Origin of the sequence: Fibrobacter sp. UWT2, assembly GCF_900142545.1 — a bacterium.
GTDB lineage: Bacteria > Fibrobacterota > Fibrobacteria > Fibrobacterales > Fibrobacteraceae > Fibrobacter.
Genome location: NZ_FRBF01000033.1, coordinates 1 through 21,403, shown reverse-complemented (window position 1 = coordinate 21,403; position 21,403 = coordinate 1). Strand labels below are relative to the sequence as shown.

At 50.9% G+C, this 21,403-nt stretch carries 18 protein-coding genes; 11 read left to right on the top strand and 7 right to left on the bottom strand.

Annotated features, from left to right (window positions below):
• Positions 1 to 95 (bottom strand): GTP-binding protein (locus BUA40_RS13770; protein ID WP_139258098.1); only part of this gene is annotated, 95 nt, incomplete at its 3' end.
• Between the two features lie 558 nt (positions 96 to 653).
• Here BUA40_RS13770 and BUA40_RS13760 point away from each other — a divergent pair.
• The 5 genes from BUA40_RS13760 (at position 654) to BUA40_RS13740 (ending at position 8,539) form a co-directional block, all read left to right on the top strand.
• On the top strand, positions 654 to 2,180 hold the full coding sequence (locus tag BUA40_RS13760) for a hypothetical protein (RefSeq protein ID WP_083585434.1): 1,527 nt from the start codon (positions 654 to 656) through the stop codon (positions 2,178 to 2,180).
• A gap of 201 nt (positions 2,181 to 2,381) precedes the next feature.
• Positions 2,382 to 3,665, top strand: a complete 1,284-nt coding sequence (locus tag BUA40_RS13755; protein ID WP_072801426.1) for a hypothetical protein — start codon at positions 2,382 to 2,384, stop codon at positions 3,663 to 3,665.
• A 166-nt stretch (positions 3,666 to 3,831) separates the two neighbouring features.
• Entirely contained in the window at positions 3,832 to 5,493 is a 1,662-nt protein-coding gene (locus BUA40_RS13750; RefSeq protein ID WP_072801425.1) for a glycosyl hydrolase family 5, read from the top strand.
• A gap of 210 nt (positions 5,494 to 5,703) precedes the next feature.
• Positions 5,704 to 7,413 carry a hypothetical protein gene (locus BUA40_RS13745; RefSeq protein WP_072801424.1) on the top strand — a complete coding sequence of 570 codons (1,710 nt, stop codon included), beginning with the start codon at positions 5,704 to 5,706 and terminating at the stop codon, positions 7,411 to 7,413.
• A gap of 115 nt (positions 7,414 to 7,528) precedes the next feature.
• Positions 7,529 to 8,539, top strand: coding sequence for a D-alanyl-lipoteichoic acid biosynthesis protein DltD (locus tag BUA40_RS13740; RefSeq protein ID WP_072801423.1), 1,011 nt, complete (start codon positions 7,529 to 7,531; stop codon positions 8,537 to 8,539).
• On the opposite strand, the gene BUA40_RS13735 is transcribed toward BUA40_RS13740, so the two are convergent.
• Positions 8,536 to 9,456, bottom strand: coding sequence for an alpha/beta hydrolase (locus BUA40_RS13735; protein ID WP_178299669.1), 921 nt, complete (start codon positions 9,454 to 9,456; stop codon positions 8,536 to 8,538). The two genes, BUA40_RS13740 and BUA40_RS13735, sit on opposite strands and share 4 nt — an antisense overlap.
• Before the next feature lie 224 nt (positions 9,457 to 9,680).
• On the opposite strand from BUA40_RS13735, the gene BUA40_RS13730 reads away from it, so the two are divergent.
• Positions 9,681 to 10,004 carry a hypothetical protein gene (locus BUA40_RS13730; protein ID WP_072801421.1) on the top strand — a complete coding sequence of 108 codons (324 nt, stop codon included), beginning with the start codon at positions 9,681 to 9,683 and terminating at the stop codon, positions 10,002 to 10,004.
• On the opposite strand, the gene BUA40_RS13725 is transcribed toward BUA40_RS13730, so the two are convergent.
• Entirely contained in the window at positions 10,001 to 10,732 is a 732-nt protein-coding gene (locus BUA40_RS13725; protein WP_072801420.1) for a CAP domain-containing protein, read from the bottom strand. The genes BUA40_RS13730 and BUA40_RS13725 overlap by 4 nt on opposite strands.
• Positions 10,733 to 10,801: 69 nt before the next feature.
• Positions 10,802 to 13,882: an InlB B-repeat-containing protein gene (locus tag BUA40_RS13720; protein WP_072801419.1), complete on the bottom strand. Its 3,081-nt coding sequence runs from the start codon at positions 13,880 to 13,882 to the stop codon at positions 10,802 to 10,804.
• Between the two features lie 56 nt (positions 13,883 to 13,938).
• Here BUA40_RS13720 and BUA40_RS13715 point away from each other — a divergent pair, with 56 nt between their 5' ends.
• Complete coding sequence (locus tag BUA40_RS13715; RefSeq protein ID WP_072801418.1) at positions 13,939 to 15,807, top strand: ABC-F family ATP-binding cassette domain-containing protein; 1,869 nt, start codon at positions 13,939 to 13,941, stop codon at positions 15,805 to 15,807.
• Here the strand turns inward: BUA40_RS13715 and BUA40_RS13710 are convergent.
• Positions 15,802 to 16,194: a co-chaperone GroES gene (locus BUA40_RS13710; protein WP_072801417.1), complete on the bottom strand. Its 393-nt coding sequence runs from the start codon at positions 16,192 to 16,194 to the stop codon at positions 15,802 to 15,804. The genes BUA40_RS13715 and BUA40_RS13710 overlap by 6 nt on opposite strands.
• A gap of 42 nt (positions 16,195 to 16,236) precedes the next feature.
• On the opposite strand from BUA40_RS13710, the gene BUA40_RS13705 reads away from it, so the two are divergent.
• The gene (locus BUA40_RS13705; protein ID WP_072801416.1) at positions 16,237 to 17,172 is read left to right on the top strand and encodes a hypothetical protein; all 936 of its coding nucleotides are present in this window, start codon (positions 16,237 to 16,239) and stop codon (positions 17,170 to 17,172) included.
• Here BUA40_RS13705 and BUA40_RS13700 read toward each other — a convergent pair whose 3' ends face one another.
• Together BUA40_RS13700 and BUA40_RS13695 are read right to left on the bottom strand one after the other, a co-directional pair.
• Positions 17,173 to 18,003 carry a M23 family metallopeptidase gene (locus BUA40_RS13700; protein WP_072801415.1) on the bottom strand — a complete coding sequence of 277 codons (831 nt, stop codon included), beginning with the start codon at positions 18,001 to 18,003 and terminating at the stop codon, positions 17,173 to 17,175.
• On the bottom strand, positions 17,990 to 18,271 hold the full coding sequence (locus BUA40_RS13695; protein ID WP_072801414.1) for a hypothetical protein: 282 nt from the start codon (positions 18,269 to 18,271) through the stop codon (positions 17,990 to 17,992). Before BUA40_RS13695 ends, BUA40_RS13700 begins: the two co-directional genes overlap by 14 nt.
• Positions 18,272 to 18,333: 62 nt before the next feature.
• Here BUA40_RS13695 and BUA40_RS14625 point away from each other — a divergent pair, with 62 nt between their 5' ends.
• The 3 genes from BUA40_RS14625 to BUA40_RS13685 all read left to right on the top strand — a co-directional run bounded on the left by BUA40_RS14625 (position 18,334) and on the right by BUA40_RS13685 (position 20,832).
• A complete protein-coding gene (locus BUA40_RS14625; protein WP_158278375.1) occupies positions 18,334 to 18,486 on the top strand; it encodes a hypothetical protein in 153 nt (50 codons plus the stop codon).
• Positions 18,487 to 19,599, top strand: coding sequence for a DNA polymerase III subunit beta (dnaN, locus tag BUA40_RS13690; RefSeq protein ID WP_072801413.1), 1,113 nt, complete (start codon positions 18,487 to 18,489; stop codon positions 19,597 to 19,599).
• A gap of 225 nt (positions 19,600 to 19,824) precedes the next feature.
• Complete coding sequence (locus tag BUA40_RS13685) at positions 19,825 to 20,832, top strand: hypothetical protein (RefSeq protein WP_143149816.1); 1,008 nt, start codon at positions 19,825 to 19,827, stop codon at positions 20,830 to 20,832.
• Positions 20,833 to 21,403: the final 571 nt, after the last annotated feature.

Here is a 21,403-nt window from a genome sequence, read left to right as displayed (position 1 = left end):
ATTGCGGCGGTCAGAGTGGTTTTGCCGTGGTCAACGTGGCCGATGGTGCCGATGTTGCAGTGCGGCTTGCTTCTGTCAAAATGTTCTTTTGCCATTTTTTCCTCTTCTTCAGCAGAAGGTTTATCGCTTCGAATCCTAGGAACGGCGCGGGTTAAACGCATATTCCTGTTATTTCGCAAAGCATAGGAAGCGGTACTTTGCGAATTTTGCCGAACAAATTTAGCAATTTCAAGGAATTTTTCAAGGATTTTTTTTTGCTTTTTCGCTCAAAAACGCGGATTTTGGGCTTTACGGCAGCCATTTTTGCCCTTCTGGAATTGTGGACTAACGGCTTTTTCCGGATTTTAAAAGTGGCGTTTTTAGCGAAATTTCAAAGGTTTAATAATCAACACCTAAATTAATTCCAACTTATCAACATTTTAAAAACACCCATAAGTCTAAGGCTCGCAACCATTTCAATCTATCAACAACTTTTTTGGTAAAAAGATTTTTACATAACAAAAATTTACAATAGAGGGGCCCTTGTAAATTTATCCACACTTTAAGGAACGCCATAGGAACATTATTAGTAATGTCTATATATTTTTTACTTTGAATCCTTAATTATTTATCTATCTTGTGTTTCCGAGTGTTTCGGGAGCCCTGAGGATCCTATGAAGAGAAATTTTTTAAAGTTTATGCTGTCTGCAGCGGCAGTCGCGTTCATTTGCAACTGTGGCGAAGACATGTTGGTCGGTACCAACGGTAAATCTACCCCCATTGTTACTCAAATTTCCTACCTGTACAACGACGGCGGCACGAACTATCTCATTGACGCCAACGGTTTTGTGACTTCCGAAAACGGTGACACCGTAGGCGTCGCCGACATCCAGGGCGGCCTGATTGTCGCTATCGACGGAACCATCATCGCAGAGAACGTCGACTTCAACTCGCTCGACATCATCGAACCCACTTACATCACTTCTCCGGCATGGGTTCTTTCTGCCGACAAGAATTACGTAATCTATCCGGGCACCGGTTACGTTACCGACGGCGCCGGAACAATCGTCGGCAAAATGATTTTCGACACGGATCCTGTCACCGGCGCCATGCTTACGACCGGAACCATCTACGACGGAGCAGGAAATCCCCTGTTCGAAGACGTGGACGTCAACGAACTCCCCATCCACGAGCCCAACGTCAACGTGAATCCCGCTCCGATACCGACGATCAGCTCCTCCAGCGCTGACGATCCGTTCGTCAACCCGCAACCGGAACCGGACCCGATTCCCAATCCGGAACTTTCCTCCGATTCCCAGGATCCGGAACTCTCTTCCAACTCTGTAAAGCCGAACTCTTCTGCTTCGGTGAAATCGTCTAGCTCTTCTGCAAAGTCTTCCAGCTCTGCAAAATCCTCTAGCAGCGTGCAGTCCAGTTCCTCTGCACCCAAGAGCAGCAGCTCTTCGGGCGGCACCGACAACAGCAAGTGCCCGACCATCAAGACAAAGGGCGGCAGGAGCGGTTCCGGCTGGGCAACCCGTTACTGGGACTGCTGTAAGCCTCACTGCTCCTGGGACCAGCACGCCGGCGGAAACCACTCCAGACAGTGCACGAACAAGGGTAGAACCAACGATACCAACTGGGGCAACGGCAGCGTTTGCGACGGCGGTGGTTCTGCAATGACATGCATTAGCCAGATTCCGTTTACGATCGACGGTTGTTCCGATATGGCCTTCGCCTTTGCAGCCGTGCCCGCCTCTGACGGTGGCTCCTGCGGCAAGTGCTATCAGCTCACCTTTACCGGCAAGGGCAAATACAAGTCTGACGCCAATACCAAGGCTCTCAACGGCAAGAAGCTTATTGTCATGACGACAAACGTCGGTACCGACGTGCAACAAGGACAGTTCGACATCATGATTCCGGGCGGCGGCGTGGGTATCTTCAACGGATGCTCCAGCATGGGCTGGGGTAACCAGGGCGCCCAATACGGTGGTCTCCTCGCCGACTGCGAAGGTGAAAGCAAGGACCTCCCGAGCAAGGTCGTTACCTGCCTCAAGAACAAGTGCAACAGCGTATTCAGCAACGACAGCGAAGCCAAGAAGGGCTGCTTGTTCCTTGCCGAATGGATGCACGCAGCCGGCAACCCGATGCACAATTACACCGAAGTGGAATGCCCCGACGTGCTGAAGCAGAAGTATTAATCTGATTCAAAATTTCAAGAATCTTAATCCCGGCTTTCAGCCGGGATTTTTCGTTTCAAAAAAAATGTGACGAATATCTCGCAAGTGTTTATCTTCTAAAAATTTACGTGCTTTCCATACCCGTTTAGATTATCTTATAATGTGGATGGAATTTGGAGGACTTTCAAAAGGAAGTCTCGTTTTATTGTTATGAGGAGATTTATGAAAAACCGATTCCTTAAATCCGTGCTGATCTTGAGTACCGTATTGGCCATGGTCAACTGCTCCGATTCAGGAGAAGACTCAACCATCAACGGAAACGGCTCCGCCCAAGTCAGCCCAAGCGATGCCGCATGGCTTATAAACATCGGCCAGGATATCTTGATTTATCCGACAGGCTCCGTAACCGACGCAAGCGGCAACATGATCGGATCCGCAGTCTTTATCGAAGGGACACTTTTAGGGACAATCTATGCCGCAGACGGCTCGGTTCTCCTTGAAAATGTGGATCTTTCCCTCTTCCCCATTACTACCCTTGAACAGCTGGCCGCCGGCATTATTCCGGGCTCTTCGGAAACCTTGCTCCCGCCCTTCCCGGAATCTTCGGCCGAAGCCTTGCCGGGGCTCTCTTCCGACAGCAAGATTCCGGAACCTACCTCCAGCGAAATGCAAGGCGAAAGTTCTTCCTCGGAAAAGACCAACAAATCTTCTTCTAGCAAGGCGAAATCCTCCAGTTCCGCAAAGTCTTCTTCCAGCGCCAAAAGCAGTTCTTCTAACCAGCCGGCTGGATGCCCGAATATCCAGGTCAAGGGTGGCGCCAGCGGAAGCGGCTGGGCAACCCGTTACTGGGATTGCTGCAAGCCTAGTTGCTCCTGGATAGAAAATTCTGGCGGAAACCCTTCAAGACAGTGCACCAACAAGGGCAAAACCAACGATACCGACTGGAACAACGGCAGCGTTTGCGATGGCCGCGGTTCTGCGATGACTTGCACCAGCCAGATTCCGTTCACGGTTGACGGCTGTAGCGACATGGCATTCGCATTCGCGGCAGTTCCTGCAGCAAACGGCGGGTCGTGCGGCAAGTGCTTCCAGCTCACCTTTACCGGTGAAGGACACTACAATTCGACAAACGACAATACCAGAGCCATGAAGGGCAAGAAGCTGATCATCATGGCAACCAATATCGGCGGCGATGTGGCACAAGGTCAGTTCGACATCATGATTCCTGGTGGCGGCGTCGGCATGTTCAACGGTTGTTCCAGTATGGGTTGGGGTAACCAAGGCGCTCAATACGGCGGCCTCCTCTCTGACTGCGAAACAGAAAACAACTACAATGCCAGCAAATACGCAAGTTGCCTTACCGAAAAGTGCAACAAATCCTTTGCAAACGACGAAGAAGCCAAGCAAGGCTGCTTGTTCCTTGCAACCTGGATGCATGCAGCAGGCAACCCCGAACACAACTATGTCGAAGTGGAATGTCCCGACGTGCTGAAACAGAGATATTAATGCCGTAAGGCGCCCAGAAAATGATACTTTTAGCCCCGGAAAACCGGGGCTTTTCCTTATATTTTTTTACGTGTTTTTTTAGGGTAAAAAATCTATCTTTAAGCGCGGATGGAATTGGTGGGACTTTCGAGAACGAAAGTCTAGTCATATTTGTTTGAGGATGCATATGAAAAACCGATTCCTAAAGTCCGTATTGGCCTTGAGCGCAGTTCTCGCATTTGTCAGCTGCTCCGAAGAAACCGCCAATGCAATCAACAACCTTGATCCCCAAGCTACCCAGCCCACGGACGAAAATCCCAACTTGCTTCCGGCAGATGAACCTTGCTGGCTTGTGAAAGCCGACCAGCAGTACCTCATTTATTCTGCAGGAATTGTCACCGACATTAACGGCAACGTCGTGGGCACCATTACCTTTATCGACGGAACTCTTACGGGTTCTATTGTCGGTATCGACGGTTCTATGATTTTGGAAAATGTCGATGCTAGCGTGCTCCCTCTCGTGACTCGCGCTACGGCGACCGCAACGACAACGCCGACGACTCCCGCTTCGTCTGCAACAACTTCTACCACCCCGACCCCGAATCCCACGCTTTCTAGCGCAATGGATCCCACTCCGACGCTTTCTTCCGGTAGCGAACCCACTGTTCCTGTGACAAGCAGTTCCTCCGAAATGACTGTCAGCGACAAGAGTTCTTCGTCCCAGCAACAACAAACGCAGAGCTCCGCTGCAGAACAACAGCCGAAGTCCTCATCCTCTACAACCTCCACCAATCAGTGCGACGGAAAATGCCTTGACGGTGCTTCGGGCAAGTGCGTCGATCCCCATACAACTCTTAAGGGAAACCACGACGAACAATACGCCTACGATGAAGCCTGCAAGATAAACTGCTATTACGATCCGACCAATCAAAATTGCCAGAATATAGGCGGTGCAGCTACAGCCAACAGCTCCAGCAGCCAGCAACAGCAGGCCAAGTCTTCGAGTTCCCAACAGCAGCAGCAATCCAGCTCTAGCGTAAAGTCTTCGAGCAGCCAGCAGCAGCCGAAGTCCAGTTCTAGCGTACAGTCTTCTAGTTCCCAGCCCAAGTCTTCGAGCAGCCAGGGCAGCGCAAACGCCTCTGCCGAAGAAGCCAAGTACCTCAACGCAGGTGCAGGTGGCCAGCAGGGCTTTGCAACCCGTTACTGGGACTGCTGCATGCCCCACTGCGCATGGCCTGAACACGGCGGCGCAGCCAGGACTTGCGATGCCAAGGGTAAGACTCCCATCGGTAACAACAACGGAAGTATCTGCTCCAACGGCCAGGGCACCACTTGCACCAGCCAGATTCCTATCATCGTAAGCGACAAGCTCGCCTATGCATTCGCAGCAACTCCGGGTAACGACGCCACATGCGGTAAGTGCTTCGCCCTCACCTTTACCGGTACCGGCAAGTACGAAACCAAGGCCAACCATCAGGCTCTTCAGGGCAAGACCCTCGTCGTGATGGCCTCGAACATCGGCTACGACGTGCAGGGCGGTCAGTTCGACATCATGATCCCGGGCGGTGGCGTGGGTGCCTTTAACGGCTGCGCCAACATGGGCTGGGGCGACCAGGGTGCACAATACGGCGGTCTCCTCTCCAAGTGCGAAGACGAAGTCGGCTACGATGGCGACCTCTTGAACAAGCGCAAGGAATGCCTCAAGGAAAAGTGCAACAAGTCCTTCGCCAACGACACCGAAGCCAAGGAAGGATGCCTCTTCCTTGCTACTTGGATGGAAGCAGCAGGCAACCCGAACCACACCTACAAGGAAGTGGAATGCCCGCAGGCCCTCAAAAACAAATTCTAGTCCTTTAGGCGCCTAAACACTGAAACTTTTAGCCCCGGTTTGCCGGGGCTTTTTTAATTCTTGCCGTGTTGTGTGACCTGCATCGCATAATTGCTTGACGCGCAATTTTTTACGTGAAAAATTAAGGCAAAAAATCTATCTTATAGCGCGGATGGAATTGGAAGGGCTTTCGGAAAACGAAAGTCAAGTTGTATTTGTTTGAGGATGCATATGAAAAACCGATTCCTTAAGTCCATATTGGCCTTGAGCGCTGTTCTGGCTGTCGTCAACTGTTCTGAAGACGCAAGCACCACCATCAACAACCTTGATCCCACTGCACTTCAGCCCACGGACAATCAGAATTCCATGCCGGCTGACGAAGCATGTTGGCTTATCAATATCGACCAACCGTACCTCATTTACTCCGCCGGCATCGTTACCGACCTCAGCGGAAACGTCGTCGGCACCTTCACATTCAACGACGGAACTCTCATCGGTAACATGGATGCTATCGACGGCACCCCCATTCTCACGAACGTCGATGCAGGCACTCTCCCCATCGTGACCCGCGAAACTGCCGCAAGCGCTATCGTACCGACCTCTTCTGAAGATATTTCTACGACTCCTGTACTGTCTAGCGCTGCAGATATGCCGGCGCTCTCTTCGGCTACCAACGATACGCCGATCAGTAGCCCCGCAAACGACACTCCCGCAAGCTCTTCTTCTGTAGAACAGCAGCAGCCGGCATCTTCCGCCCAGGAAGTGACGCAGGACGGCAACGTTACCGTGACAGGTAGCCTGACCCAGACCGTTGCAAAGGGCGGCAAGACCTCCGAAGTGAAGTTCAGCGGCTTTAGCTCCGCCACGAGACTTTCCTGGAATGCCTGGTGGCTCGAACCGAAACAGGATGGAACCACCTTTACGATTCCCGCAACGACCGTTCCCGAATACTTCCAGCCCGATGACGGAAACACCGTTAGCGAATTTTTCAAGATTGACGGCAAGGATTACGAACTGAAGATTACTATTTCGGGCCAGGCAAGTTCCGAAACCAAGTCTTCCAGCAGCCAGCAACAGCAGCAGGCAAAGTCTTCCTCTAGCCAGCAGCAACAGCAGACCAAGTCCTCTAGCAGTCAACAGCAACAGGCTAAATCTTCTTCTAGCCAGCAACAACAGGTCAATTCCTCCAGCAGCACCCAGGTGGTGACTACCGGTTGCCCGGCCATCAAGACCAAGGGCGGTTCAAGCGGCACCGGTTTCGCCAGCCGCTACTGGGACGGCTGCAAGCCCAGCTGCTCCTGGACAAACAACGCCGGCAGCGCAGGCCCCGCAAAGCAGTGTAGCGCAAACGGCAAGACCGAAAACACGGACTACAACGCACAGAGCGTCTGTAGCGGCGGTAGTGCCGCAACTTGCACAAGCCAGATTCCGTTTACCGTTGACGGTTGCGACAACATCGGCTTTGCCTTCGCCGCAGTCCCGGCTTCCAACGGTGGCCAGTGCGGCAAGTGCTTCCAGCTCACCTTTACCGGAAAGGGCAAGTACGAAACCAAGCAGAACCACAAGGCTCTCGCCGGCAAGAAGCTGATCGTGATGGTCACCAACATCGGTGCCGACGTGAACCAGGGACAGTTCGACGTGATGATCCCGGGTGGCGGCGTGGGCCTCTATAACGGCACCAGCGGATACGGCTGGGGTTCCCAGGGCGACACCTACGGTGGCTTGCTCTCCGAATGCGAAAAGGAAGTCGGCTACAATGCTAGCAACCTCTTGGAAAAACGCAAGTCTTGCCTCGTCGAAAAGTGCAACAAGTCCTTCTCTAGCGACGCAACGGCCAAGCAGGGCTGCCTCTTCTTGGCAAACTTCATGGAAGCCGCCGGTAACCCGAACCACGAATACACCGAAGTGGAATGCCCCGAAGTTCTTAAGAGCAAGTACTAATCGATACTTCCATACCGATATTCAAAATGCCGCGGTCCATGCCGCGGTATTTTTTATCCCGAAGCGAGATTTGCCTCCGCCTCTTTTGTATATTTCGAAAAGGAGTGTTTTACAGATGTTTGGAAAATTTCATTTTGACAAGGCTATTGCAATCTCTGGCGCCTTCCTATTTGCGCTAACAGGAATCGCCCCCTATTCCCATGCGTCCAATGTGGCATGCGTGGGCAACAGCATTACCGAAGGCTACGGAATCTGGGCAGACAAGAAGTATCCCGACCATCTACAAGAAATGCTTGGTGACGGATACACGGTCACAAACTTCGGCGTATCCTCCATGACCTTCGCGGGCGCCACCATCAAGGGCGGCGACAACAACGCCAGCTACTGGAAAACCGAAAAGTTCAAGGCAGCACTCGCCTCTTCGCCAAACATCGTAGTCATCGAGCTCGGCACCAACGACAGCAAGTACTTTATGGAAAGCGAAGGCGCCAATTACAACTACCTTTACGGTCAATGCGAAAAGTCGCAGCTGTACTCCGATTACGAAGCACTCATCGACACCTTCGCGCACCTGCCCACAAACCCCGAAATTTACGCCACGCTGCAGCCTTACAGCAACAATGTCGGCTGGGCCATCATGGATACGGCTATCGTAAGCCAAATCAACCCGATTATCAAGGAAACCGCGACAAAGAAAGGCGTGAACATTATTGACCTGCACACCCTTTTCAAGACCCCCGAATGGTTTTTAGACGATAGCGTCCACCCGAATGCAAAAGGCGCCCAGGAACTCGCCAAAATCGTGAACAAATACATTACCGCAACAAAGCCCAAACTCCAGCAGAACGGGGCATCCTTGCAAGTAGAAGGCAGCGCCTATGGCTACCTCTGGTATAAAGACGGCAAGTTGATCGAAGGCGCCGACAAACCCACATTTACGCTAACAGAAACGGGAAAGTACAAGGTTCTTGTAAAGATCGAAAACGACAACGATTCCTGGCTTCTAAGCAACGAAATCGAAGTGAAAGACATCGGTCCCACTGCAATTAAAAAACGCACCGTCGCTCAACCGAAAGTGCGTAAATTACATCATAAGGTAGATGTCAAAGGCCGCCGAGCGGACTAAAGCCTGGACTCCAGGAATTTAAACATCTTGCCGTAGGCGTTATCGCGGACCGGCTTGCGGGAAAGGAACAGGTCATGAAGACCTCCCTCGATTTCTTCCAATTCAACGCTGGGCCCGAGGTTCCTGCCGTATTCGCGAATATGCTCGACGTCCAAGACGCCGTCGCAATAGGTATATTCTTCGCTCCAGTCGTCATCACGGAAACTGCAGCCGCTATGCATGACTAGAATGGGCGGCGTAAGGCGCAAGCCTTCCTGAAGGCGTGCATGTCCCGAATGAATGGCGTGGAGCCAACCGAAGTCTATGGCAAGACTGCCCGGCACCTTCAAGTGGCTATCGTATTCCCATTCGCCGAATTCCGACTTACGCAAACTCTTGTCGTAATTTACATTCTGGCTACGGGGAATTCCCAGGCCCGGCACAACGTTGCCGAAAACCGAAAGTAACGGAACCGCAAGGCGACGCACCGGCCATACGTAATTCATTTCCAGAAACGGACTATTGAGAACGATTGCAGATATTCCGGCACCATTTTCGCGGTCCGCAGCATAAAGGCATGCGATTAAGCCACCGGTGCTATGTCCTAACAATACCAGCGGAACAGAATCACCTTCCAAGCGGCGAATCATCGCAATCGCAGAATCCAACTCAGCGTAATACTCCGAGATATCCCGAAGCTCGCCCATTTTTTCGCCCTCACGATAGGATCGGCCGTACTTATGCAAATCGATGGCATAGAAAGAATAACCGACAGAATCTATCTTTTGCGCCAATTCCTGCTGAAAGAAGTAATCGTTGAATCCGTGAATATAGAGAACGGCTGCTTTAGGAATTCGGAGTGTTACAGAATCTTTTGCCAAATCGAATGGGTAATCGACAAGCGTTGCATGAAAGTTCACCGCCTCGATCTCGTGCATTCTAAAGGGTTCCCCGAGCATTTTATCGGGTGACCAGGCTATATCCTTTGCAAAAAGGGTTGACGCTAATATTAGAACGATTACACACCATTTCATACGATAAGGCAATATAATTTATTGTATTCGCGGTCATTCATATTTTTTTCGTACAAGCGCTTTTTTTTCTTCAAAACCGCCAACTATAGTTGGCGTGATTTTTAAGGCTTCGTTTTTAAAATTAAATCATGTTTGATGACGAAGTCCATAAGAACGCCTTGAAAGAGTTTATCGCTTTCTTAAGGACGCGTAATACCCAGAAAAACATTGCCTTTTTTAGCGATATTTCCAGAGAATACGTAAGGCACCTCGGAAAGGGCGAAAAAATCCCCACCATTCGGATATTCTTCAACATTATCGAAGCCGCCGGAATAGACCTGAAAGAAGGACTTGGTATCTATATTGACTTCCTCCAGAAACAAAAAATGGCCCTTGCCGCCGACCGGACAAAGGGCCTGGAATATGTCAAGAAATTAAAATCGGGCAAAATACGCCCGAAGAAAAATCCCTAGAAGAAGTCTACGTTGAACCAACCTGTCTTGCCATCGGCAGACAACGTAATACCGCAAGCGACCTTGGTGTAGCTTGTGTTTTTCATATTCAGGTAGTGACCGATATAGGGGTAATCCTCGCTCTTGTTCGGATCGCGTTCACCGCTTGTAACAAGCGCCTTTTCTTCTTCCCACATCATCTTGAGGTAGTATTCGGCAACGGCAGTAGCGTTCTTCTGCCATTTAGCGTTGAAATTCGGCCCGCTGTTCTGCGCGAATTCACCGCAATCGCCGAAGTGGCCATGAGCCTTGTTCGACTTAAGATCGTCGGCGGACTGCTTGTCGGCGCACGTCTGCTTTTCTTGCGCTGCGAGCGTGAGCGGCTTCAAGTTTTCGGTAGCGCGGTACTCGTTGATTTTGGCGAGGCAGTCGTCGCGCCAGCCCTCGTTAATAAAGCCAGTGTCTTCCTTTGCAGAAGTCTCGGAAGAAGAAGACTTTTCCTTCGATGCAGAAGAACTCGACACGCCGTCTGCAGAAGAGCCGGATTCCTCGGAATCATACGCTTCTACCCTAAGCGTGTTGATTTTCGAGGAACTGGAAACACTCTTGTCCGTGGCACTCGACACTTTGTCCGAAACGGGGATATTGATTTCATCGCCTGTATCGATATTGGCATTCGTGCCCGAGGAAGAATCGTCGGAGCAGGCCACAAGGCCAAGGAACAAAGCCAAGGAAAGTTTTTTCATCATATAAGCACCTCTTTTTTTCTAATAATAAAAAAAGGCGCCAGGGAGGGCGCCTTGATTTTGCGATAACCGCTATTTTAGAGTGACTTTTTGTACCTGGCTACCGATGCGCACCAGATAGGTGGTCGAACGGGGCATGTCCAGGCTAAAGTTTGCAGCGGCAACCCTACCCTGCATAACGATTCCACCCTGCATATCAAAGACTGCATAGGCAGCCCCCACGCGGGCGGCAGAAATCTGGATGCTTCGACCAACGGTCATGAGCGAGAACTGCGGAGCGATACCCATGGCGACAATGGCATCCTTCCCCTTGCTTGAGCTCGATTTGCCATCTGCAGAACTGCTGGAATTTGCGGTACTGCTGCTGGACTTGACTTCGCTGGAGCTAGAAGAAGCCACTTCGCTGGAACTCGATGCCACGGAGCTGCTAGAAACTTTCGAGGTATAATCCCATTGTGCCCTCATCTCCAAAATCCCGGATGCAGTGGAAGGAATTTTTGTCACCTCGGCACCATCAAGGCGCCAACCCAAGAAAGTGTAGTCACTAAAAGTGGGCGTGGGCAATGGCAACTCCTGCCCAGGCGTATAGAATAAAATGTAGCCCGACGGATAGTTACTCAGCCAGGCAATATCTCGCGTTTCACTCCCAGTCAATACAGGATATTCATCGCCCTGAATCCAGTTCGCGCCATAATCTCCACCAGCCAATTCAACACCGTCAGCATCCTTCTGCACATAGTCATGCAAAGCCTTTGCAACCGTACCATCGACAAATGCCGAAGCCGGAACAGCCACGCCAGTCGTGTCATCAGGGAGCGTCCCTGAAATATAATAGTCGTTTTCGAAAATCACCTCGCGCCTATTCATTCGGGCCGGTTGCTGATTGCCGAATGTCCCCATATTGTAATTATTCAAGAAAAAGGCCTGACTCACGTCATACATTGCCTCATTATGTCTGTCCCTTCGATAGCCACCCAATAGGCCACCGATACTGCCGCCATCTTCCTCCACATCAATAAAGTTTGCCGTGTTATAGCTATTCACAACAACAGCATATCGCGAGAACTCCCCAATCAATCCTCCCATTACTGAATATCCGTCCATATCAATGATAAGGCCTTCGTTGTAGCTTTGCACAATATACAGATGCTCCCAGTTCAGCCCCACAATGCCCCCAACATCGGCTTTATCCGTAGCCCCGATAATCCCGCGGTGACCACTATTTTTCACAACCAGATTTCCTTCTGATATTCCGACAAGGCCCCCTACATACCGCCACCCGTAAACGGCACCATCGATATGCACATTTTCCAGATACAAGTTTCCGAGTCGCGGAACATTATTGACAACTCCACCCACATAAGATTCGCTCGAAATAAAACTATCCTCAATTTTCAAGTTCCTAACAACAAAAACTGTTGTGCTATACTTTATACCAGCATAACCAAATAATCCGGTTTCCTCAGAGTATAATCCTGAAATCTTATGTCCCTGTCCGTCAAACAGGCCACTACGAATGCCGATTCCAGGCCACTTCATGAATGCTGATGCCCTTGCACTATCAAGCGTTCCATCATCCTTCAGAACTTTCTCATTTAACACGATATCCTTCGTGAGCTTACCGCATACATGCTCCGGCCACTCGCCATACCTCGTAAATTCACCATTCGCAAGAGCTGCAAAGCCGTAAAGTTCTGCGGCATCCGAAATTTCGTAGCAACTGTCCGCAGGGTCAATCGCAGGCCTTTTAAGTTCGTACCACTTCGCATAGAATTCCTTATCGCCCTTGTCACTAGTCGTAATGGAATAGACACGATTTCCCGTCAATTCTTCGTTGTCGTACCAACCCAAAAAGATGCTACTATCACGATGAAAATGATTAGCAAGTCCGCCTCCAATACCGCCCAAGTAACAATCTACGGAATCAGTCAGCAAGATCCCACCTCGAATACCCACATTAAGATCGCCACATCCATAAGAATACACGGTATCCCATACAGCTCCATTGGAATGGTAAATCACTTTGTATTGGTCATACATCTTAGCCCAATATTCAAGGTCACCCGTTGTCTTATTGGAAATCACCGTATCGTATTTCCCGGTAAATTCCTCATCCCTATACCAGCCACCAAAAAGCAAATTTTCTCTGGAAGTTCCATTTGGCAGTTCCGTAGTAAGGCCAGCGATATAATTATCGAAATACTTCGCAGTGTCGCCATCGAAAGTATGGAACGTAACGTTGTACCTGCCCGCTATAGAGTTCTTGAATGTTCCCGAAAAATTAGGAAATGAGTCGTTGCCAACATCCTGCCCCCAAATGGCGCCGTCCTTCCCTTCACGCAAGAGAAACGTAACCACCCCGTTATAGAAAGCTGAAGAGTCCATCAGTTTCCCATAATAACTGTAACTATCATCATACCCCCCTTTCTGCGTTATCCTATAACAGTTTTCAAGACTTACTGTCGATATTTTGTCAATAGCGGCCCCCACCAACCGATTTGGAGTTGCTCTGTCTTTAGAAAGAATCGCCGAACTATAACAGTTGTTCATGCGCAAAATACCTTGGTTGCCCACATAGCCAATAATACTCCCCATAGTCGTATTGCGACCGAGAGCACGCATCGTAGAAGACCTCACATAGACATTGGTCACCTGAACAACACTGGCACTATCTCCATTGACATATTGGGCAAGATTACCCATCCTTCCTTCGTCAGATGAAAAATAGACGTTCTCAATTCCCAAATTCTTGATAACGGTCGAATGTTCGTCCGACGCATAGAGCTCATAAAAAATGCCCACCAAGTCAGAAGAGAACAAGCCCGAAATAACATGCCCGTTTCCATCGAACGTTCCCGAGAATCTGTTGATCCTTGTCCACGGAATAAGTTCATCTTCTTTTTTAGAGTTCCAGTCCCATCCATTTACCAAACTGTCATTGACAACAATGTCGCTCTGGAGAATGGCACAGGCAGATTCGTTTGCAGGGACACTATCGTTCCCGTTTACAATTTCGGCAAAGCCGTAAAGTTCTTCTGCGGTCGAAATCTGGTAGCAGCCACCAGACAACGCCGGAACCGCCGGAACAATTTCCTTGGCGAAGGCTGCGGCAATAAATGCAAGTAAAAATATGGGGGTTCTTTTTATGAGCATGATTCCCTCCTGCTAATTCACCTTATAAGATAATAAAAAAATCTATCTTTTACGCCGTGATTCAGATTCAGAACATTTCGAAGTCTTTTGGTGAGCAGGTGCTGCTTGACGGCGCCTCTATGCTTGTAGGCGACCACGAACGCGTGGGCCTTGTGGGCCGCAACGGTTGCGGTAAATCGACCCTTTTCAAGATGATTCTCGGCCAGGAATGCATTGACGGCGGAAGCATCGACATTCCCAAGAAATACACGCTGGGTTACTTGCAGCAACACCTGAACTTTACGCACGCCACGGTTCACGAAGAAGCCTGCAGCGTACTCAAGCCCAATGAAGACGGCTGGATTGAAGAGCATAAAGTCGAAGCGATTCTGTTCGGTCTAGGTTTCGACGAAGAATCTATGCACAAGAGCCCTGCGCTCCTTTCAGGCGGTTTCCAGATTCGCCTGAACCTGGCGAAGGTCTTGGCCTCTGAACCCGATATGCTCTTGCTCGACGAACCGACCAACTACCTGGACATTGTGTCGATGCGCTGGCTCAGTCGCTTTTTGCGCAGCTGGAAGGGTGAAGTCCTTTTGATTACCCACGACCACCATTTTATGGACGAGGTCTGCACCCACACGGTGGGCATTCACCGCCACAAGATGCGCAAGGTCAAGGGCACCGTAGAAAAGCTCCGCGAGACGATTGCTGAAGAAGAAGAAGTCGCCCAGCGCACGCAAGAAAACGAAGCGAAGAAAAAAGCGCAGCTCGAACAGGTCATCGAGCGATTCCGCTATAAGGCCGCAAAGGCCGCCATGGTGCAATCCAAGATCAAGGCCGCGGCAAAACTTGCGACCGGCGAACGCCTCACCCACGAAAGAAACCTCGATTTCAGCTTTACCGAAGCAGGATTCCCCGGCAAGCGCATGCTTCAAATCAAGGAACTGCACTTTGCCTATGGAGAAGGCCCGGAGCTGATTACTGATCTCACCATGGAAGTCTTCAAGGGTGACCGCATCGCAGTCATCGGTCCGAACGGACGCGGTAAAACGACGCTTTTGAACTTGATTGCAAACGAGCTCAAACCTGTCGCGGGCGAAATCGCTCCGAATCCGAACGTGCAAATCAACTATTTCGGACAGACGAATATCAACCGCCTGAATTTAGACAATACCGTCGAAGAAGAAATCGCATCGGCAATCGTCGAAGTTTCGCAGAAGAGCCGCGCCCGCGGACTTGCAGGCCTCATGATGTTCAGCGGCGATGCCGCCCTCAAAAAGGTAAAGGTTCTCTCCGGTGGCGAACGTAGCCGCGTGCTGCTCGGCAAGATTCTGGCAACTCCCTGCAACATGCTCCTGCTTGACGAACCGACGAACCACTTGGACATGGAATCCATCGAAAGCCTGATCGACGCCCTCGAAGATTACGAAGGCACGGCGATGGTGGTGACCCATGACGAAGAACTGCTACACGCATTCGCTACAAGGCTCGTGGTATTCGACGGCGGCAAATGCCGCGTGTTCGAAGGCACCTACGCTGACTTCTTGGAAAAGGTCGGCTGGGCCAGCGAAAAGAAACCGGGCGGTTCCGAATCGGCCAACATCAAGGTTTCCAACATTGACGTGAAAACGGACGCACCCTCCAGTGCTCCCCGCGCCAAGGAAGACCGCAAGGCTCGCGCCGACTACATCGCCGAACGCAGCAAGGTTATCAAGCCGCTCGAAAAGAAACTCGCGAAACTCGAAGAAGACATCGCGAAGGCCGAAGCCTTGGGCGGTGAACTCGAAGCCAAACTCGTGACCGCCTCTGAAAGCGGCGACGGCAACGCCATTACCGCAATCGCAAAAGACATGGACGACAACAAGAAGAAAGTCGACCAGCTCTACGAGGAATGGGAAAAGGTGTCCGCCGAATTGGAAGCGGCGAAGGATAAGTGGAAGCTATAAGTTCTCGATGCCGGAAACGTCGTCGGGGACGTCTTGGCGCATGACCATGAGCACGGCGTTCTGCGAGATGATTACGTAGGTTTCGCCGTCGATTTCAATTTCATGACCATTGGCATGCAAGTACAGGGCCTCGTCGCCTTCTTTGACTTGCAGCGGCAAGTACTTGACTTCATCGGGAGATTCCCCACGGAATACGGCATCGCTATCCTGCGTCACAGGCAGCGGGTAACCGGGCCCCACCTTGACCACTAAACCCGTATGCACGGCATCGTGCTCGCGAACGCTTGGGGGCAAATAAAGTCCGCTCCCAGTCTTGTTCGAGGCTTCAAGGGGTTTAATCAAGATTCGGTCACCAATGACCACGATATTCTTTAAGGGATCCAGCATACCCCAAAGATAGAATTTGCGCGCTTTGCTATAATGTAATCCGTGACATTCGTTATCCTGTGGACAATCATTTTCGCCTTCTTGGCAATCTACCTTGGGAAAAGCCCCAGGGTACGTAGCTGGCTTAAAGTGATTTTCAGGGCTCCCAAACTTTGGCGCACTATCATCGGCTCTGTCGCCCTTGTAGCAACCATCGTTGTCACCTACCTCATTGTCCCCAAAGTAGCAGACACGCAATTAGACGAACGAAGTCTCTTCGAAGACTACGCCGCCATTGCCGTCATGAAGCTTGATTCCCTGCAAGTCCTCAAGGTCGATAACGACTGCAACATGCAGCATCCGGAACCGGAACTCGTCTACGTGCTCCCGCTAGTCCTTGGGGCTTATAACGAGATTGTAGACAAGCCGACCACCCCCGTTGTCACGCGATTGGACGACACGCTCTATTTAGCCATGAACGGCTACAAGCAATTCAAGAACAGGGGCATCCGCCTCAACAAGCTTCTACAGAAAAAACTGGGCAAACGCTACAAGACGCAAATCGAAAGCGAAGGCTCCACTCACACACTTATCGTGACATACACCGGCGAGCCCTGGGACACGGAACAACTGATGGCGCTCCCTGTCATGGAAGCTTCCCAAATCAACAAGCTGGATCCCGCCCTGTTGATGTCGCTGATACTGCATGTATCCAACTTCAATTTCAACTTCCGCGGGCAAAAAGATTCCAAGGGACTTCTCGCGCTTAAAGAAGGCGAAGGTCTGGAGCAGATCTTTATCGGAGCGGAACGCCTCGGCAAAATGCTCCAGGTAGGCGTCAGCCACGAAAACGCAGTCGCCACGTTCTACCCCGATCCCGAAATCAATTCAAAGCCCGAAAACTGGAGCAAGTCGCCCCTCACCAAGAGCTGGGTCGACCAGGTGCTTTCGGACGTGGAATTCTACCGCGCCAACGGATTAAGCCATTTGGGCAATTAATTATCTCGTCAGGTAGAAACTTTCCGGATTGATGGAAATACCATCGACTCGGACTTCGTAATGCAAGCCGATGCTGGACTGCGTACCGCTTTCGCCAATCAAGGCGATCGGTTGCCCACGACAAACGTGTTCGCCCTGTTTAACCAGGGCCTGTCCCAAGTGGGCATAGAAGGTACGCACGTCATGGCCGTGGTCAATTTTTACGGCAAGACCGAACCCGCGATGCTTGCGAACTTCGCTCACGGATCCCGCTCCGGTTGCATAAACCGTATCGCCCTCGACTGCCACATAGTCAATTCCCCTGTGCGGAAGTTCGCTATCGGTAAAGGGGTCGTAGACCATCTCGAAGCGTTTTTTTACGGCGTGGTTGTTACGCATCGGGTGCAGCACCGGAATCTTCTCGGCCGCCGCGGAATCACTTTCCAGGGCAGCGAGCAACTTCTTGAACGAGGCTTCCACTTCGTTCACGCTCTTGCGCTTCTGCAAAATCGAATCATCCATCGCCGTAACGCCATCGAGCACAAAGCCAAGGCCGCCCACCATCAGGGCGCTGTCACGGAGAGCGCGGGTTTCTTCAGCCTTTAAAATTGATTCGTCCACCGTAGCGCGAATTTCCTTGAGTTCCTTTTTAATGGCGGCGTTTTGCCTATAGACGTTAGTAATGTTCCCACTCGTTACGTTGTCCAAAATCTGCACCGGCGAAAACAGGATAAATCCAAAAATGGCAGCCACCACGCCCACGACGGCAATGATTGCACCAATCAGCGAAAACTCGTAACTTTTACCCGACGTGGTCTTGGTCGGGAATACATGAACCTCAAGCTTCTTCACTTTCAGACCCGGGGTTATCGATTCGCTTACGCAAGGATTCAATGACGCGCTTTTCTTCTTCGATGGAACCCAAGAGCTCCACTACAGAAGGATCGTCCTTAATTGTGTTCAAAAGGTCATCACGAACGGCTCCATGGAGTTTTTGACCAAGTGCCTGGAAGCGTTTTTTGAGCTTGGATTCCTCGTTTGCAAGCTCCACCCGCAAAAGAGCGGTCGACGCATAATTCAGCGCCTTGTTTTTTATCTTATTTAGCGTTTTTTCAGCCATGCTTAATTCCTTTTGTCCGTAAAAAAATTAGTTTTTTACGCGTAATAAAATGGAGATATTCTATGAGCCGTAGCGATCGTAGACGCGCAAAGCAAAATGCAAAGCAATTTACACCGAAAAAGGCCAATGCCCTGGACCCGAAAATCATTGCAGTCCTCGCTGCCATTGCCGTTATCTTCTTTGTTGGAACCATGCTTATCCAAAGAGGCGCATAAATGAAGTTCAATATCAAGAAATCCGTATTGCAGGACGCGCTCCAGATTGCTATCAGCGCTATCCCCAATAAGTCCACCCTGCAAATCCTCAACGACTACTCGCTGCGTCTCGAAGGCAACACTCTCGAAATTTGCGCTACCGACTTGAACTTGGGTGTGAGGATCAAGCTCGAAGTCGAAGGCGAACGCGATGGCGAAGCCCTGATCAACGCCCGCAAGTTCTCCGACCTCGTGAAGGCTCTCGTTCCCAGCTGCGAATCCGTGAGCATTGACGTGCAGGATCACTTGACCCGCATCAAGTGGAGCGAAAAGGGCCAGGCCTCCATTACGAGTTTCGACGCTAGCGACTTCCCTCCGTTCCCCGAAGTCGAAGGCAACTCCCTTACGCTTGCCGCCAGCGAACTTGCATTCCTGGTCGAAAAGACCGCATTTGCCGTCTCTACCGATAACACCCGCCAGAACTTGAACGGCGTGTTCATGGAAGCAAAGGACGGAAAGATTTCCATGGTCGCAACCGACGGTCACCGCATGGGCCGCGCCAGCATCGACCAGGAAGGTGCAAACCTCGAATCCGGCGTGATCGTTCTCCCGAAGGTTCTGCAGCTCGTGCTCCGCCTCGCCAAGAACGAAGACTCCGTCGAAATCTGCACCACCGAAACACACGTGCTGTTCCGCATCGGCGCAACGCAGATTATCTCCAAGCTCATCGAAGGTCCGTATCCGAACTACCGCGCCGTGATTCCGCAGAATTTCGAACGCACCGTTCAGGCCAACGCCACCGAACTGTTGGACAAGGTTCACTGTATCTTGCCGATGGCCAATCCGCGTACGCACCAGATCCGCTTCCAGATGGACGGCAGCAACATGGAACTTTCCGCTACGGACCCGGATGTCGGTGGCGAAACCCGCGAAGCTTTGGCTGTGACCCACAACGGCGAAGGCAGCTTCAGCATCGGCTTCGACGGTCGTTACTTCTACGAAATCCTCGGCATGTGCAAGAGCGAAGAAGTGGTGCTCAAGATGAACACCCCGATTGGCGCTTGCATCATCGAACCGGTTGGTGACGACATGGGCTTCAGCTTCTTGCTGATGCCGCTCCGCCTCGCCGACTAAGGATTGAACAGATTACAAACAAATTAAAAGGGCTTCGCACTGGCGAGCCCTTTTTCATATCGCAAAATTGACTGCTACAGGTGCAGCGCGTCTCTCAACCTTGAAGGCAAGCCTCCTCAAATGCAGGCAAAAAAAATCGCATGGATTATTTACTCTAACCAATCCATCATCAAAAAAATTTCTATTATGCTTTTTCAGAAGCATCAAGCAAAACAAGAGGGTACAATGCAATTGGAATCGTCGAACATCCCCAGCTACTACAGCCGACTAGTCATGGCCAAGAACCAGGGACACTTTTCAATTGCACGCGCACTGCTCAACATCATCGTAAGCGCACCCGCTCCCGATACCTCGACTCCGACCGGCCTCAAGGCACTTGAAAAGATCAACCAGGCCAAGGGCCATGCCGATGCCGTGAACGCAGGCACCGACTCCACCGCAGTCCCGCCCGCAGGCGAAGTCGAAGAATGGGCCAGCTATACCGTGCAGAATCCGCCCATTACCAAGCAGCTGGCACTCGCGCTCGCCCATTATTTTAAACAAGGTAACGCATTGGATTCCTGCTACGAAATGTATCAGAAAGCCAACACCTTCGAAATTGGCGACACCAGCGCATTTGAAAGCGCCGCATTGCAAGAAGTTTCCAACGGTAACATGGCGAACGAATTCGGCCAGATTTGCGAAAACGCAGGTGACTACGCCCGCGCCGCCGAATGGTACAAGAAAGCCAAGGCCGCCGGCTGCGCAAGTGCAAGCGAATCCCTGGAGCGTATGAACGCCCTTTACGGCATGGCACGCTATTATGCCCCCTGGCTCAAGATCGCGACTGCAACGGGCCGCAAGGGCCTTGCAGAGGCCATCCAGAATATCGTGAAGTCCGACCCGAAGCTTTCTACGGCAATGGTCGAAGAAATTAACGTAGCAGAATCGGCCGTGCCGCCCTGCTACGAAGAAATCGAATACTGGGAAAAGGAATTCGAACGCTTTGCCAAGTTCAGCGACAGCGACAACGCAGCCTTTGCAGGCCTCTATGTCGCCATCGGAAATATTTTGGAACGCGCGAGAATCTACAACCTGGCTCTGCGCTGGTACAAGAAAGCCGTCGTGAATCACCCGACGGCTAACCAAGACGCACACCGTATGCTTCCGCTTAAGAGCAAGTCTGAGCCCATGCGCGAAGCAGAGGATATATACGACAGCCAAAGCTCTATTCCGGCCCTCTGGAAGGCTTAAAATCGCTTAGGCAGTCTTTATACCTAGCCGCCAATAAAAAGCAGCACAATACTGGATACGAAAATTAGGACACCCCAGATAGTTTCGACGATGGGGCTGAACTTCCTGATTTTGAATTCATTCTTTTCCATAATACACCTCACATACCAACGGGTTCGCAGAATCGCGCGCCTTTCATTTATCAAACTATAAATCGCACGCCACAAAAAATAAGGGTGTATGAAAATTGCAATGGACAGATTGTCAAAGTTCCAGATTGGAATATTCCACGTTGTATTAATTTGTAAGTAAAATGTATGGAGGAGTACTGTATTACGGGGTACTCAGATACGGGAAGCTGCCCCTGAACCAATCCTGAAATAAATTCAGTGTACGCAGACACAAGAAGCCGATGCTGAACCAATCCTGAAATAAATTCAGGATGACATTGTTCAGGGTGACGGTGGGGGGTGACGCAGGGCGGGGATGCGGGTATAAAAAAGTGACCCGCCGGCATAGCCGGCGGTTCTTCATATACGGGCATAGCCCTAGGATACTAGCAACGCGTTGCACGCGTTGACGGCCTGACACT

Coding starts and splice junctions, on each gene's coding strand:
- BUA40_RS13760 (WP_083585434.1), top strand. CDS start 654: ATGAAGAGAAATTTTTTAAAGTTTATGCTGTCTGCAGCGGCAGTCGCG.
- BUA40_RS13755 (WP_072801426.1), top strand. CDS start 2,382: ATGAAAAACCGATTCCTTAAATCCGTGCTGATCTTGAGTACCGTATTG.
- BUA40_RS13750 (WP_072801425.1), top strand. CDS start 3,832: ATGAAAAACCGATTCCTAAAGTCCGTATTGGCCTTGAGCGCAGTTCTC.
- BUA40_RS13745 (WP_072801424.1), top strand. CDS start 5,704: ATGAAAAACCGATTCCTTAAGTCCATATTGGCCTTGAGCGCTGTTCTG.
- BUA40_RS13740 (WP_072801423.1), top strand. CDS start 7,529: ATGTTTGGAAAATTTCATTTTGACAAGGCTATTGCAATCTCTGGCGCC.
- BUA40_RS13735 (WP_178299669.1), bottom strand. CDS start 9,456: ATGCACGAGATCGAGGCGGTGAACTTTCATGCAACGCTTGTCGATTAC.
- BUA40_RS13730 (WP_072801421.1), top strand. CDS start 9,681: ATGTTTGATGACGAAGTCCATAAGAACGCCTTGAAAGAGTTTATCGCT.
- BUA40_RS13725 (WP_072801420.1), bottom strand. CDS start 10,732: ATGATGAAAAAACTTTCCTTGGCTTTGTTCCTTGGCCTTGTGGCCTGC.
- BUA40_RS13720 (WP_072801419.1), bottom strand. CDS start 13,882: ATGCTCATAAAAAGAACCCCCATATTTTTACTTGCATTTATTGCCGCA.
- BUA40_RS13710 (WP_072801417.1), bottom strand. CDS start 16,194: ATGCTGGATCCCTTAAAGAATATCGTGGTCATTGGTGACCGAATCTTG.
- BUA40_RS13695 (WP_072801414.1), bottom strand. CDS start 18,271: ATGGCTGAAAAAACGCTAAATAAGATAAAAAACAAGGCGCTGAATTAT.
- BUA40_RS14625 (WP_158278375.1), top strand. CDS start 18,334: ATGAGCCGTAGCGATCGTAGACGCGCAAAGCAAAATGCAAAGCAATTT.
- dnaN (WP_072801413.1), top strand. CDS start 18,487: ATGAAGTTCAATATCAAGAAATCCGTATTGCAGGACGCGCTCCAGATT.
- BUA40_RS13685 (WP_143149816.1), top strand. CDS start 19,825: ATGCAATTGGAATCGTCGAACATCCCCAGCTACTACAGCCGACTAGTC.